Raw genomic sequence first — 13,936 nt, 5'->3', positions numbered from 1 at the left:
CGCCGCTTCGAGATGCAGCCCAGCCCTTCCTCCCTCGCGCAACGCGCCCGCCGCCGCCTGTCCGCGGGCTTCACCCTGATCGAGCTCATGGTGGTGCTGGTCATCATCGGCGTGCTGGCCGCGCTGATCGTGCCCAACGTGCTGGACCGCGCCGACGACGCGCGCAGCACGGCCGCGCGCACCGACGTCACCAACATCATGCAGGCGCTCAAGCTCTATCGCCTGGACAACCAGCGCTATCCCACGGCCGAACAGGGCCTGCAGGCGCTGATCGCCAAGCCCAGCGCCGGCCCGGTGCCGAACAACTGGCGCCCCTACCTGGAGAAGCTGCCCAACGACCCCTGGGGCCGCCCTTACCAGTACCTGAGCCCGGGCATCAAGGGTGAGGTGGACGTGATGTCCTTCGGCGCCGATGGCCAGTCCGGCGGCGAGGGCAAGGATGCCGACATCGGCAGCTGGCAGTAAGCCGCAGGGCCCGGCGCCGGCGCCATCCCACGCATGACACGGGTACACCCCAGCCCAGCGGACGCCGCGCAGGGGCCTCGGCCGGCCGCGCCACTACGCCGCGCAGGCTTCTTCTCCCCCCGCCCCTTGCGCAGCAGGCGAGACAGGCAAAGCCGCGCAGCCGTCGCCCAGCGGGGTTTTACGATCCTTGAATTGCTGGTGGTCATTTCCATCATCGCCCTGGCGACCGCCGGCGTGGGCCTGGCACTGCGCGACAGCGGCGCCACCCAGCTGCAGCGCGAAGGCGAGCGGCTGGCAGCGCTGCTGGAGTCGGCGCGCGCGCAATCGCGCGCCTCCGGCGCGGCGGTGCGCTGGCGTGCCGATGCCCAGGGCTTTCGCTTCGAGGGCGTGCCGCCCGACACATTGCCCAACCGCTGGCTGGACAGCGCCACCGGCGTGCAGGGCCCTGCGGAACTGTGGCTGGGGCCGGAACCCCTCATCGGCCCGCAACAAGTGGTGATCGTGAGCGGCGCGCACCCCGACCGCGCGGTGCGCGTGGCCACCGACGGGCTGCGCCCGTTTGCCGTGCAGGCGCTGCCATGAGCCACCGCGCGCGAACGGGCACGGGGGCGCGGCGCCGGCACGGAGCGGCGCGCGGCTTCACGCTGGTGGAGGTGCTGGTGGCACTGGGCATCGTCGCCATCGCCCTCATGGCAGGGCTGCAGGCCACCTCCGCCCTCACGCGCAACGCCGCGCGCCAGACCAACGTGGTGCTGGCCCACCTGTGCGCCGAGAACGAGCTGAGCCGGGTGCGCCTGTCGTCGCAGATGCCGTCCATCGGCGACACGCGCGTGGCCTGCGAGCAGGCGGGTCGGCGCTACGACGTGGCGGTGACGGTTTCGCCCACACCCAATCCACAGTTCCGCCGCGTGGACGCGCAGGTCTTCGAGGCAACGCTGCCCGTGCTGCGGCTGTCCACCATCGTGGGGCGGTATTGAGATGCCCCCCCTGAGTCGCTTCGCGCCTACTCCCCCGGGGGGGACGACGCCCGTGGCCTGGCAAAGCCAGTTCCATGGCGTCCGCCCGCGCGGCCTGCGCCGCGGCCTTCCGGCAGATCAAGCGCGGCACCGGGTTTGCGCAGAGTCCCCCATGCAAGCAGCGCGCGGCTTCACGCTGGTGGAGCTGCTCGTGGCCATCGCGGTAATGGCGCTGCTCGCCATCGCCAGCTGGCGCGGGCTGGACGGCATGGCGCGTTCGCAGCAGCTCACGCGCGAGCGCACCGACGAGCTGTTGGTGCTGCAAACCGTGCTGGCCCAATGGGCGGCCGACCTGGATGCCCTGCAGGCCATCGACCATACCGAACCCATCGCCTGGGACGGCCAGGTGCTGCGCCTTACGCGGCGCGGCACGCGCCAGCCCGACGAGGGTGCGCTGGTCGTCGCCTGGGCGCGGCGCAGCGTGGACGGCACCGCCCGCTGGCTGCGCTGGCAGTCCCCCCCGGTGCGCACCCGCGCGGAATGGAATGCCGCCTGGCAGCGCGCAGCCCAGTGGGCGCGCACACCCGGCGAGGCCGAGCGCCGACAGGAAACCGTGCTGATGCCGCTGGCCAATTGGCAGCTGTACTACTACCGCAGCGGCGCCTGGGCCAATGCGCTGTCCACCGATACCAGCGCCAGCGCACCGCGCACGGTCGGCGGGCTGAGCAGCGCCGCCGCCAGCATCCCCGAGGGGGTGCGCCTGCAACTCACGCTGCCGCCGGGTGGCGCACTCTCGGGCGTGGTCACGCGGGACTGGGCCAATCCGCTGCTGGGTGGAGGCAAGTCGTGACCGATTCCTGCCCGCTATCCGCCGCCTCCGACACACGCGACTGGCGCGCACCGGGCGAGGCCCGCCGTGCCAGGGCCCCGACGCACTGGTGGCGCCGCCCCGCCCGCGTAACAGGAGCGGCGGGTGGACGCAAAGCCCCTCGGGGTGTTTCTCATCAAGCCGGCGCCGCACTGCTGGCCGCCATGCTCACCGTGACGCTGGTCGCCACGTTCGCGGCCGCGGCCATGTGGCAGCAGTGGCGCGCCATCGAAGTCGAAACCGCCGAGCGCGCACGTATCCAGTCGGCGTGGATCCTGATCGGTGCGCTGGACTGGTCCCGCCTGATCCTGCGCGAAGACTCCATTGCCCGCAGCGGCGACGGCACCGACAACCTCTCCGAACCCTGGTCGGTGCCGCTGGAAGAAGCGCGCCTGTCCACGTTCCTCGCGGCCGACCGCAATGTGGCCCAGGTGGAAGACGCGAGCACCGACACCACCAACGCCTTCCTGTCGGGCCAGATCACCGACCTGCAGGCCCTGCTGAACCTGCGCAACCTGGCCAACGAGGGGCAGGTGGACGCCACGGCGCTGCGGCAATTCCAGCGGCTCTTCGAATACCTCGGACTGCCGCGCGCACAGCTGGACATGCTGGCGCGGCAGATGCTGCGCGCCGAGGCCAAGGACAGTGACTCCGCGAGCGCCGCGCCGCTGCTGCCGCAAAGCGTGGCGCAACTTGGGTGGTGGGGCCTGCCGCAGCGCAGCGTGGATGCGCTCGCGCCCTACGTCACGCTGCTGCCCGTGCGCACCAAGGTCAACCTCAACACCGCCAGCGCCGTGGTGCTGTGGGCCAGCGCCGACGGGCTGGACATGGCCGAGGCGCAGCACCTGGTGCAGGCACGCGACTCCAACCACTTCCGCAGCGAGGTCGACGCCGCCAAGCTGCTGGGCAACTCCAGCCGCATCTCGGCCACGGTGCATACGGTGTCGTCCAGCTACTTCGAAGTGCGCGGGCGACTGCGCCTGGACATGGCCGTGGTCGAAGAGCGCTCGCTGGTCTACAAACAGCGTGGGGACGTGCGCACGCTGTGGCGCGAACGTGGCGGCCTCGTGCGCACGACGGCTCCCGGCACTGCGGCCGCTGGCGCGCGGTGACCGGCCGCCTTGGCACGAAGCGTCACATCACGCCCCTAAAATGGTCTGTTAACCCATTCATGAGCACCCTTGTCCTAACCCTGCCCCTGGGAACGCCGGGGCCCGCCGCCGAATACAGCTACACGCTCACGGCCGACGGCCACACCGCCACCCGCCACGCCAGCACCACCGCCGCCTTGCTGCCCGACCCGGGCCGCGCCGGTGAGATCGTGGCCGTGGTGCCTGCGCGCGCGCTGTCATGGCAGCAGGTAACGCTGCCGCAGGGCGCAACGGCCCAGGCCGGCCGGCTGCGCGCGGTCCTGGAAGGACTGCTCGAAGAACACCTGCTCGACGACCCCGCGCAACTGCACTTCGCGCTGCAGCCCGGCGCCCAGCCGGGCAGCCCTGCCTGGGTGGCCGTGTGCGACCGCGCCTGGCTGCGCGGCGCCCTGCAGGCGCTGGAAGCCGCGGGGCGGCCGGTGGACCGCGTGGTGCCCGAGTTCTCTCCCGGCCCCACCGCCAGCGGGCAAGAGGAATGCGACGTGCTCGGCACTCCCGAGGACGCCCAGCTGGTACTGACCGGCCACGGGCCGCAACAGGCCGTGGCCGTGCTGCCGCTGGCCGCGGCCGCCGCGCTGGCGGCGCGCCCCGCCGATGATGCACCGCCCGCCGTGCGCGCCGAACCCGCCGTGGCCGCCCTGGCCGAGCGGCTGCTGAACCGCCCGGTGCAGCTGCACACCGCCAGCCAGCGCGCGCTGGTGGCCGCGCGTGGCGAATGGGACCTGGCGCAGTTCGACCTGGCCAGCACCGGCCACACGCGCGCGCTGCGCAAGCTGGGCAGCGGCGCCAGCGCCTTTGCGCGCGCACCCCAATGGCGGGCCGCGCGCTGGGCACTGGCCGTGGCCGTGGTGGTGCAGGTCGTGGGGCTCAATCTCTGGGCGTGGCAGGACCGCCAGGCGCTGGCGGCCAAACAGGCCGGCGTGCGCAACGCGCTGACCCAGACCTTCCCGCACGTCAAGGTCGTCGTGGATGCACCGGTGCAGATGGAGCGCGAACTGGCGCAGCTGCGCCAGGCCGCCGGCAGCGTGTCGCGGCGCGACCTGGAGCCGCTCATGGCCGCCGCAGGTGCCGCGCTGCCCCCGCCGCGCGTGCCCACGCAGATCGAATATGCCAATGGCGAGCTGCGCCTGCGCGGCCTGGAGCTGGCACCCGAGGAACTCACCGCCATGAACCAGCGCCTGGCCGCGGAAAGCCTGAGCGCGCAGCCGCGCGATGGCGCCCTGCTGGTGCGCGCCGAGGACCGCCCATGAACACCCGCCCCGCTTCGACCTCGCCCGCGCCGGTTCCCCCTGCGCTGGCCGCGCTGCGCGCCCACTGGGCCCGCATGGCGCCGCGCGAACAGTCCCTGGTGCTGGCCGCCGCGGCCGTGGTGGGGCTGGCCCTGCTGTGGTGGGTGCTGCTGGCGCCCGCACTGCAGCAGCTGCGCGGCTCGGGCGCACGCCACGCAGCCGTGGACGCGCAACTGCAGCGCATGCAGGCCCTGCAGGCCGAAGCGCTACAGCTCAAGGACGCGCCCCGCCCACCCGGCGGCGAGGCCCTGCGCACGCTGCAGACCACGCTGACGCAGCAATTGGGCGCAGCCGCGCAGATGAACGTCGCGGGCGACCGCGCCACCGTCACCCTCAAGGGCGCCCCCGCCGAGGCCCTTGCCCAGTGGCTGAACCAGGCGCGCAGCACCGCGCGCGCCGTGCCGCTGGAAGCCCGCCTGGTGCACAGCGCCGCGCCCGCCAACGCCGCCGCGGGCGCTGTCCGCTGGGACGGCACGCTGGTGCTGGCGCTGCCCCCGCAATAGTCCACGCCCCCTGCCCGTGCCACGCTCCCTGCGCCCGACCCCTTCGCTGACACTGCCGCGCGCGCCCTGGCGCTGGGCCGTGGCCGGCGTGTGCCTGGGCGCGCTGCCCGCGCTGGTGCTATGGGCCCCGGCGCGCTGGCTGGCCACAGGCGTGCAGCAGGCCAGCGGCGGGCAACTGCAGCTGCAGCAGGCACGCGGCACCGTCTGGAACGGCTCGGCCCGCCTGGTACTGACCGGTGGCGCCGACAGCCAGGACCAGGCCGCCCTGCCCGGCCGGCTGCAGTGGCAGCTGCGCCCCGCGTGGAACGGGCTCAGCGCCCGCCTGACGGCCGACTGCTGCATTCCCGCCACCGCGCCGCTGCAGGTGCGGGTGGCGATGGGCCTGGGTGCCGTGCGTGCCCAGGTGGCCGATGGCCAGAGCCAGTGGCCGGCTGCGGCGCTCGCGGGCCTGGGCACCCCCTGGAACACCGTGCAGCCGCAGGGCCGCCTGCAGCTGCGCACCCAGGCGTTCGCGCTGCAATGGGCCGCAGGGCGCCTGCAGATGCAGGGCCAGGTGCAGCTGGATGCGCTGGGCCTGTCCTCGCGCCTGTCCACGCTGCGGCCCATGGGCAGCTACCGGCTGCAGGTGCAGGGCGGCGGCGCGCCCACGCTGCAGCTGTCCACCCTGGAGGGCGCGCTGCTGCTGTCGGGCAACGGCCAGTGGGTGGGCAAACGCCTGCGCTTCACGGGCGAGGCCAGCGCCGCGCCCGGGCGGGAGGCGGCCCTGGCGAATCTTCTGAATATCATCGGGCGGCGCAGTGGCGCGCGCTCCATCATCACCGTGGGTTGACCCTATGACCAACTTGCCCCGCCATCCCCTGCGGTTCACTCTTCATTTGATAGCTGCTAGCGCTTTATTGACGGGCGTTAGCAGCCAAATTCATGCACAAACCTCCGGGCAGCGCGCCGGCAGTGTGCGGCCCAGCGAGCCGGTGACGCTGAACTTTGCCAACGCCGACATCGAGGCCGTGGCGCGCACCATGGCCACCATCACCGGCAAGAACGTGGTGGTGGACCCGCGCGTGAAGGGCCAGATCACGCTGGTGACCGAGAACGCGGTGCAGCCCAACGCGGCCTTCCAGCAGTTCCTGGCCGCGCTGCGGCTGCAGGGCTTCACGGTGGTCGAGTCAGCGGGCCTGTACAAGGTCGTGCCCGAGGCCGATGCCAAGCTGCAGACCGGCAACGTGAGCGTGTCCCAGGGCGGCGCGGGCGGCACGCCCGCGGGCGGGCAGATCGTCACGCAGATCTTCAAGCTCAACTTCGAGAACGCGGCCAACCTGGTGCCGGTGCTGCGCCCGCTGATCAGCCCCAACAACACCATCAACGTGAACCCCGGCAACAACTCGCTGGTGATCACCGACTACGCCGACAACCTGCAGCGCCTGGCGCGCATCGTGGCGGCCATGGACGTCTCCAACGCCAGCGACGTGGAGGTGATCCCGCTGCAGCACGCCATCGCCACCGACCTGGCGCCGCTGGTGTCGCGCCTGATCGAGGGCGGCAGCGCCACTGCCACAGGCACGGCGCAGGGCGTGGCCCAGGGGCAGACCGACAATTCGTTCAAGACCACGCTGCTGGCCGAGCCGCGCAGCAATGCGCTGATCGTGCGCGCTGCCAACCCGGCGCGCGTGGCGCTGGTGCGCTCACTGGTGGCCAAGCTGGACCAACCAGCCGCGCCGGGCAGCTCCGCTGCCAGCGGCAACATCCACGTGGTGTACCTGAAGAACGCCGACGCCGTGAAGCTGGCCACCACCCTGCGCGCAGCGCTGGGCAGCGCGGGGGGCAGCGGCACCAGCAGCAGCGGCGGCACGGGAACCGGCAACCTGTCGGGGGGCCTCACGCGGACCGGCGCATCGGGCCTGGGCCAGACCAGCGGCCTGGGCAACAGCACCAATGCCAGCGGCAATGCCGGCGGCCTGGGCAGTTCGGGCCTGGGAACGGGCCAGGGCAGCAGCGGCAGCAGCGATGCCAACCAGCCGTCCACCGGCGGCATCATCCAGGCCGACCCGACGACCAACTCGCTCATCATCAGCGCGCCGGAGCCGCTGTACCGCCAGATCCGCGCCGTGATCGACAAGCTGGATGGTCGCCGCGCGCAGGTACTCATCGAGAGCCTGATCGTGGAGGTGAGCGCCAACAAGGTGGCCGAGTTCGGCATCCAGTGGCAGGGCGTGCTGGGCAATTACGGCAGCACGCTGGGCGTGCTGGGCAACAACTCCAGCGTGGCCGGACGCAACATCCTGGATCTGGCGCTGGCGGCGGCCACCGGCAACGTGACCTCCATCGCCAGTGCCAAGCCGGCCGCCGGCATGAACCTGGCCGTCGCGCCGCGCATCAACGGCAAGTACTACCTGGGGGCGCTGGCCAACTTCCTGGAAAACACGGGCGATGCCAACGTGCTGTCCACCCCCAACCTGCTCACGCTGGACAACGAGGAGGCGCAGATCATCATCGGCAACAACGTGCCGTTCGTGACGGGCTCCTACGCCAACACCGGCGGCAGCGGTGGCGCGGTCAACCCGTTCACCACCGTGGAGCGCAAGGACGTGGGCCTGATGCTGCGCGTGCGCCCACAGATCAACGAGAACGGCACCGTCAAGCTCACGATGTACCAGGAGGTCTCCAAGGTCGCGGAGAGCACGCTGTCCAATGCCAACGGCCCCTCCACGAGCAAGCGCTCCATCGAGTCCACGGTGCTGGTGGATGACGGCAGCGTGATCGTGATCGGCGGTCTGCTGGAAGACAACTATGCGCTGAACCAGGACAAGGTGCCGGTGATGGGCGACCTGCCCGTGGTGGGCGGGCTGTTCCGCAATGAAAAGCGCACGCGCCAGAAGACCAACCTGATGGTCTTCCTGCGCCCCATGGTGATCCGCGACAGCGCCGCCAGCGACGCGCTGATGGTGGACCGCTACGAGGCCATCCGCGCGCTGCAGCACAGCACGCAGCCCGCGCCCAGCACGATGATGAGCGGTGTGTCCGAGGCGCCGGTGCTGCCGCCCCTGCCCGCCCCCGCCTCGTCCGCCGCGCCCGTGCAGCCCGCGGCCGCAGCTGCGCCGCTGGCGCCGCTCGCACCCCAGCCGCCCGCGCGCACCGCCACGCCGCCCAGCATGGGCCAGTCGCCCTACAGCCCGCAGTAAGGGCCCGCCGCATGCGCCACCCCCTGCCCTACGCATTTGCGCGCAGCAGCCAGCTGCTGCTGGAAGACGACGGCCAGCAGCTCGTGCTGTGGCACGGCCCGCAGCCGGACGCCGGCGCGCTGTCCGAAGTGCTGCGCAAGCATGCCGTGCACCAGTTCATGCCGCTGGACGCACCCACGCTGGCGCAGCGCATCAGCGCGGCGTATTCGCAAAGCGAATCCAGCGCGGCCACGGTGGTGAGCGAGGTGGAAGAAGGCGCCGACCTCTCGCGCATGATGCAGGAGCTGCCCGCGGTGGAAGACCTGCTGGAGTCCGCGGGCGACGCGCCCATCATCCGCATGCTCAACGCCCTGCTCACGCAGGCCGTGCGCGACGGCGCGAGCGACATCCACATCGAGCCCTACGAACGCCATTCCAGCGTGCGCTTTCGCGTGGACGGCACGCTGCGCGAGGTGGTGCAGCCCAACCGCGCGCTGCACGCCGCGCTGATCAGCCGCCTGAAGATCATGGCGGACCTGGACATCTCCGAAAAGCGCCTGCCGCAGGACGGACGCATCAGCCTGCGCCTGGGCACCCGCGCCGTCGACGTGCGCGTATCCACGCTGCCCAACGCCCATGGCGAGCGCGCCGTGCTGCGCCTCTTGGACAAGAGCGAGAGCAAGCTGAACCTGGAGGCCGTGGGCATGCAGGGCGAGGTGCTGGCGCGGCTCGCGCACCTGATCCAGCAGCCGCACGGCATCATCCTCGTGACCGGCCCCACGGGCTCGGGCAAGACCACCACGCTGTACGCGGCGCTGGCGCGGCTGGACGCCGCGCGCAGCAACATCATGACGGTGGAAGACCCCATCGAGTACGAGTTGCCCGGTGTGGGCCAGACGCAGGTCAATGCCAAGATCGACCTGACGTTTGCCAAGGCCCTGCGCGCCATCCTGCGCCAGGACCCCGATGTGATCATGATCGGCGAGATCCGCGACTTCGAGACCGCGCAGATCGCCATCCAGGCCTCGCTCACCGGCCACCTGGTGCTGGCCACGCTGCACACCAACGACGCGGCCAGCGCCATCACGCGCCTGACCGACATGGGAGTGGAGCCGTTCCTGCTGTCCTCGTCGCTGCTGGGGGTGCTGGCGCAGCGCCTGGTGCGCAAATATTGCGGCGAGTGCCACGGTGCAGGCTGCGAGCACTGCGGCCATACCGGCTACGCGGGGCGCACCGGCGTGTTCGAACTGCTGGTGGTGGACGACGCCATCCGCGCACAGATCCACAACCAGGCCCCGGAGGCCGAGGTGCGCACCCAGGCCCTGGCCGGCGGCATGACGCTGATGCGCGACGATGGCGAGCGGCTGATCCACGCCGGCATCACCAGCCGCGAAGAAGTGCTGCGTGTGACGCGCGACTGAGCGGACAGGCCGCAGCGGCGCCTTTCAAAAACAGGAGCGCGGCGCGCTTGCCAAGACTAGGTTTTCAATACAAATTGCATTGAAAACCATTACAGACAAGCGCTAGTAGCTCCTATATCAATAGCGCATTTCAGCGTTCACCTGCGGCCATCGGCTGGGGGGAACGCTTCCCGTGGTCCAGCCCGCGCTGCAGCTCCTTGAGCAGCAGCACCACCTGGCGCGACGCATGCTGGCAGCTCTTGAACGCCTGCTCGGCCCGCAATTGATCGCCCTGCGCCAGATGCGTCAGCAGCACGGCCGCCTGGTGGTGAAAGTACTGGTGGCGGCGCATCAGCATGTCGAAAGCAGGAAAGTGCCCCAGCGCCACGCGCCCGCTGCCGTGCAGCCAGCGGCCCAGCTCGGAACAGGTGTCGTTCACCACCGTTTCGGGACGCAGCTGTTCGTCGCGCGCGCCCGCCAGCGCTTGGGCCAGCCAGGGCAACCAGCGCTCGTGCATGACGATGGCAGCCTCGATGTCGAACGCCGCCAGGAGCCGCGAAGCCTCTTCGTCGTACAGCACCAGCGCGCTGGCCTCGCTCGCAGGCAGCGAAGTCCAGTCCTCAGGCGCGGCCAGGCCGTCGGCACGCGGCTGAAACAAACGGCTGAAGAACCCCATAGACACCCCCCGCACGCCCCGTGCATCACTTCCTGGCAGCGTCGCACAGGACGCTAAAAGTGACAATATGTTTCGTGTGTTGATTTAAAACAAATTCAGTATATCAATAGCAAAACGCTATGTACCATGCGGGAACCTCTGCACCGCCATACCCACGGCGCAGCACGGATTTCACCCGCTGCCCACAATCGGCGTCATGACCGCACATTCCCTGCCTTTACTTTCCATGCTTGATCTCGTGGCCGTGCGCGAGGGCGGCACCGTGGCCCAGGCACTGCAGATCGCCGTGCAGACGGCGCAGCATGTGGAGGCGCTGGGCTTCAAGCGCTACTGGCTGGCCGAGCACCACAACATGCCGGGCATCGCCAGCTCTGCCACGGCCGTGCTGGTCGGCCACGTGGCCGGGGCCACGCGGTCCATCCGCGTGGGCTCGGGCGGCATCATGCTGCCCAACCATGCGCCGCTGGTGGTGGCCGAGGCCTTCGGCACGCTGGCCGAGCTCTACCCCGGCCGCATCGACCTGGGGCTGGGCCGCGCACCCGGCACCGACGGCGCCACCATGCGCGCCCTGCGCCGCGACCGCGTGGAGACCGAGGCCGACTTCCCCCGCGACGTGGCCGAGCTGCAGCAGCTCTTGGCGCCCGCGCAGCCGGGCCAGCGCATCATCGCCGTGCCGGGCGCCGGCACGCAGGTGCCCCTCTGGCTGCTGGGCTCCAGCCTGTTCTCGGCGCAGCTGGCGGCGCAGATGGGCCTGCCCTACGCCTTCGCCTCGCACTTTGCGCCGCGCATGCTGCACGCGGCCATCGACATCTACCGCCGGCTGTTCCGCCCCTCGCCAGCCTGCGCCAAGCCCTACGTGGTGATCGGCGTGCCCGTGATCGCCGCACCCAGCGACGAAGAGGCGCAGTACCTGGCCAGCAGCACCTACCAGCGCGTGCTGGGCATCCTCACCGGCCAGCGCGGACTGCTGCAGCCGCCCGTAGAAGGTTATCTGCAGAGCCTCGCGCCGCAGGAGCGCGCCGCCGTGGCCGACTTCCTCGCGGTCGGCGTGGTCGGTGGCCCGCAGACCGTGCGCGAGGGCCTGCAGGCGCTGCTGGCCGCCACGCAGGCCGACGAATTCATGCTGGTGAGCGACGTGTACGACCCGGCGCTGCGCCTGCGCTCGCTGGAGATCACCGCCCAGGCGCACGCGGCACTGTCACCCGCAGCGGCTACCATGGCGGGCTGAACGGGTCGACTGCGGCCCGCCCAGTTTGCCCCTGCTCGCCCACCGCCGCTGACTTTCCCGCATGCCCGCCTATTCCTTCGAAGCCCTGGACGCCCAAGGCCATGTGCGCCGCGGCACCCTGGAGGCCGACAGCCCCAAGGCCGCCCGCAGCCTGCTGCGCGCCCAGGCCCTGGTGCCCCTGGATGTGGAAGCGCTGGCCGCTGGCACCGCCCCCGGAACACCCCCCACGCTGGCGCAGCGGCTGTTCACGCGGCCGGTGTTCAACGCCACGGGGCTGGGCGTGTGGACGCGGCAGCTCGCCGGGCTGGTGGGCTCGGGCCTGCCGCTGGAGCGTGCGCTGACCGCGCTCGCCGAAGAGGCGGACGACGAGCGCCAGCGCCACCTGCTGGCCGCGCTGCGCGCCGAGGTCAACGCCGGCTCCACCTTCGCACGCGCGCTGGCGCAGCACCCGCGCGAGTTCTCCGACATCTACTGCGCCGTGATCGGCGCGGGCGAGTCCAGCGGCGGCCTGGCCGAAGTGCTGGACAGCCTGGCGGACGATCTGGAGCAGCGCCAGGCCTTGCGCGCCAAGCTCATCGGCGCTGCGCTGTACCCGGCCATCGTCACCGTGATCGCGATCGTCATCGTGCTGTTCCTGGTGGGCTACGTGGTACCGCAGGTGGCCAGCGTATTCGCGGGCACCAAGCGCGCCCTGCCCTTCCTCACGGTGGCCATGCTGGCCTTGAGCGACGTGGTGCGCAACTACGGCTGGGCGTTGCTGGGCGGGCTGGTCCTGCTGGCGTTCGGCGCCCGCGCCGCGCTGGCCCAGCCGCGGCTGCGCGAGAAGTTCGACGCCGCCTGGTTGCGCCTGCCGCTCGTCGGCAAGCTGGCGCGCGGCTACAACGCGGCGCGTTTCGCCGGCACATTGGCCATGCTGGCAGGCGCGGGCGTGCCCATTCTCAAGGCGCTGCAGGCCGCGGCCGAGACGCTGAACAACCGCGCCCTGCGCGCGGACGCACTCGACGCGCTGGTGCTGGTGCGCGAGGGCGCGCCGCTGGCCTCGGCACTGGCGCAGAAAAAGCGGTTCCCCGGCCTGGTGGCCATGTTCGCGCGGCTGGGCGAACAGACGGGCCAGTTGCCCACCATGCTGCAGCGCGCCGCCACGCAATTGGGCACCGAGGTGCAGCGCCGCGCCATGCAACTGGCCACGGTGCTGGAGCCGCTGCTCATCGTGGCCATGGGCGGCATCGTGATGTTGATCGTGCTGGCGGTGCTCATGCCGATCATCCAGCTCAACCAGTTCGTCAAATGAGCGCCACTCTGCAGGACAAGCTCGTCGTCGCGATCTCGTCGCGCGCGCTGTTCGACTTCGAGGAAGAGAACCGCCTGTTCGAGGCCGGCGACGAGCAAGCCTACATGCGCCGCCAGCTGGAGCTGGTGCATGAGCCCGCGCGCCCTGGCATCGCCTTTCCGCTGGTGAGAAAGCTCCTGGCGTTCAACACGCCCGATGCCGCGCGCGTCGAGGTGGTCATGCTGTCGCGCAACGATCCCGCCAGCGGCATGCGCGTGTTCGCCTCGGCCAAGGCGGCGGGCATGCGCATCGAGCGCGGCGTGTTCACGCGCGGGCGCAACCCGTTTTCCTATCTGCGGCCGTTGGGCGCGCACCTCTTCCTTTCAGCCAACGAGACGGATGTGCGCGAGGCGCTGTCCATCGGCTTTCCCGCCGCGCGGGTGATGATCGACTCCACGCCCGCGGGCGACCGCTATCCGCGCGAAGTGCGCATCGCCTTCGACGGCGACGCGGTGCTGTTCTCCGACGAGGCCGAGCGTGTGTACCAGCAGGGCGGCCTGCCGGCCTTCCTGCAGCACGAGGTGTCCCATGCCGCCACGCCGCTGGCCGAAGGGCCGTTCAAGCCGCTGCTGGCCGCGCTGCACCGGCTGCAGCAGCAGGCGGACGCCTCGCAGATGCGCATCCGCACCGCGCTGGTCACCGCGCGCAGCGCACCGGCGCACGAGCGCGCGATCCGCACGCTGCTCGACTGGGGCATCACCGTGGACGAGGCCATGTTCCTCGGCGGGCTGGAAAAAGGCCCCTTCTTGCGCGAGTTCGAGCCCGACTTCTTCTTCGATGACCAGACGGGCCACGTGGCGTCCGCCGCACGCCATGTTCCGGCGGGGCATGTCAGCAGCGGCATCGCCAACACGGCGGCGGCGCTACAGGGTGATACAGCCCGCCCCCCGCGGCGTTGAACCAGTGGCGGCG

Annotated in this window: 14 protein-coding genes; 13 read left to right on the top strand and 1 reads right to left on the bottom strand. The window is 71.1% G+C overall.

The window, feature by feature from the left end:
* The first annotated feature begins 12 nt into the window (after positions 1 to 12).
* The 10 genes from gspG to DTPSY_RS03195 all read left to right on the top strand — a co-directional run bounded on the left by gspG (position 13) and on the right by DTPSY_RS03195 (position 9,811).
* Positions 13 to 465, top strand: a complete 453-nt coding sequence (gspG, locus tag DTPSY_RS03240) for a type II secretion system major pseudopilin GspG (RefSeq protein WP_187148606.1) — start codon at positions 13 to 15, stop codon at positions 463 to 465.
* A gap of 33 nt (positions 466 to 498) precedes the next feature.
* On the top strand, positions 499 to 1,047 hold the full coding sequence (locus tag DTPSY_RS03235; protein WP_012655660.1) for a prepilin-type N-terminal cleavage/methylation domain-containing protein: 549 nt from the start codon (positions 499 to 501) through the stop codon (positions 1,045 to 1,047).
* The gene (gene gspI / locus DTPSY_RS03230) at positions 1,044 to 1,442 is read left to right on the top strand and encodes a type II secretion system minor pseudopilin GspI (RefSeq protein ID WP_012655659.1); all 399 of its coding nucleotides are present in this window, start codon (positions 1,044 to 1,046) and stop codon (positions 1,440 to 1,442) included. The genes DTPSY_RS03235 and gspI overlap by 4 nt, the downstream gene beginning before the upstream one ends.
* Before the next feature lie 151 nt (positions 1,443 to 1,593).
* Positions 1,594 to 2,271, top strand: coding sequence for a PulJ/GspJ family protein (locus DTPSY_RS03225; protein ID WP_012655658.1), 678 nt, complete (start codon positions 1,594 to 1,596; stop codon positions 2,269 to 2,271).
* Complete coding sequence (gene gspK / locus DTPSY_RS03220) at positions 2,268 to 3,401, top strand: type II secretion system minor pseudopilin GspK (protein WP_187148597.1); 1,134 nt, start codon at positions 2,268 to 2,270, stop codon at positions 3,399 to 3,401. The genes DTPSY_RS03225 and gspK overlap by 4 nt, the downstream gene beginning before the upstream one ends.
* 59 nt (positions 3,402 to 3,460) lie before the next feature.
* Complete coding sequence (gspL, locus tag DTPSY_RS03215; protein WP_012655656.1) at positions 3,461 to 4,690, top strand: type II secretion system protein GspL; 1,230 nt, start codon at positions 3,461 to 3,463, stop codon at positions 4,688 to 4,690.
* On the top strand, positions 4,687 to 5,232 hold the full coding sequence (gene gspM / locus DTPSY_RS03210; RefSeq protein WP_012655655.1) for a type II secretion system protein GspM: 546 nt from the start codon (positions 4,687 to 4,689) through the stop codon (positions 5,230 to 5,232). The genes gspL and gspM overlap by 4 nt, the downstream gene beginning before the upstream one ends.
* 16 nt (positions 5,233 to 5,248) lie before the next feature.
* Positions 5,249 to 6,061, top strand: coding sequence for a type II secretion system protein N (gspN, locus tag DTPSY_RS03205; protein WP_012655654.1), 813 nt, complete (start codon positions 5,249 to 5,251; stop codon positions 6,059 to 6,061).
* Positions 6,062 to 6,065: 4 nt separating this feature from the next.
* Complete coding sequence (gspD, locus tag DTPSY_RS03200) at positions 6,066 to 8,411, top strand: type II secretion system secretin GspD (protein ID WP_012655653.1); 2,346 nt, start codon at positions 6,066 to 6,068, stop codon at positions 8,409 to 8,411.
* Positions 8,412 to 8,422: 11 nt separating this feature from the next.
* Positions 8,423 to 9,811 (top strand): GspE/PulE family protein, encoded by a 1,389-nt coding sequence (locus DTPSY_RS03195; RefSeq protein WP_011804118.1) that lies wholly within the window; start codon positions 8,423 to 8,425, stop codon positions 9,809 to 9,811.
* A 130-nt stretch (positions 9,812 to 9,941) separates the two neighbouring features.
* Here the strand turns inward: DTPSY_RS03195 and DTPSY_RS03190 are convergent, their stop codons facing one another.
* The gene (locus tag DTPSY_RS03190; protein ID WP_012655652.1) at positions 9,942 to 10,466 is read right to left on the bottom strand and encodes a CZB domain-containing protein; all 525 of its coding nucleotides are present in this window, start codon (positions 10,464 to 10,466) and stop codon (positions 9,942 to 9,944) included.
* A gap of 196 nt (positions 10,467 to 10,662) precedes the next feature.
* Between DTPSY_RS03190 and DTPSY_RS03185 the strand changes: the two genes are divergently transcribed.
* From DTPSY_RS03185 to DTPSY_RS03175, 3 genes are all read left to right on the top strand, one after another.
* Positions 10,663 to 11,694 (top strand): LLM class flavin-dependent oxidoreductase, encoded by a 1,032-nt coding sequence (locus DTPSY_RS03185; RefSeq protein WP_012655651.1) that lies wholly within the window; start codon positions 10,663 to 10,665, stop codon positions 11,692 to 11,694.
* Between the two features lie 61 nt (positions 11,695 to 11,755).
* A complete protein-coding gene (gene gspF / locus DTPSY_RS03180; RefSeq protein WP_011804115.1) occupies positions 11,756 to 12,985 on the top strand; it encodes a type II secretion system inner membrane protein GspF in 1,230 nt (409 codons plus the stop codon).
* On the top strand, positions 12,982 to 13,923 hold the full coding sequence (locus DTPSY_RS03175) for a 5'-nucleotidase (RefSeq protein WP_011804114.1): 942 nt from the start codon (positions 12,982 to 12,984) through the stop codon (positions 13,921 to 13,923). The genes gspF and DTPSY_RS03175 overlap by 4 nt, the downstream gene beginning before the upstream one ends.
* Positions 13,924 to 13,936 lie beyond the last annotated feature (13 nt).

This window comes from [Acidovorax] ebreus TPSY (assembly GCF_000022305.1).
GTDB classification, from domain to species: Bacteria; Pseudomonadota; Gammaproteobacteria; order Burkholderiales; family Burkholderiaceae_C; genus Diaphorobacter; species Diaphorobacter nitroreducens.
Note: the sequence above shows the minus strand (reverse complement) of the source record. Positions and strands in the feature narration are given on the sequence as shown.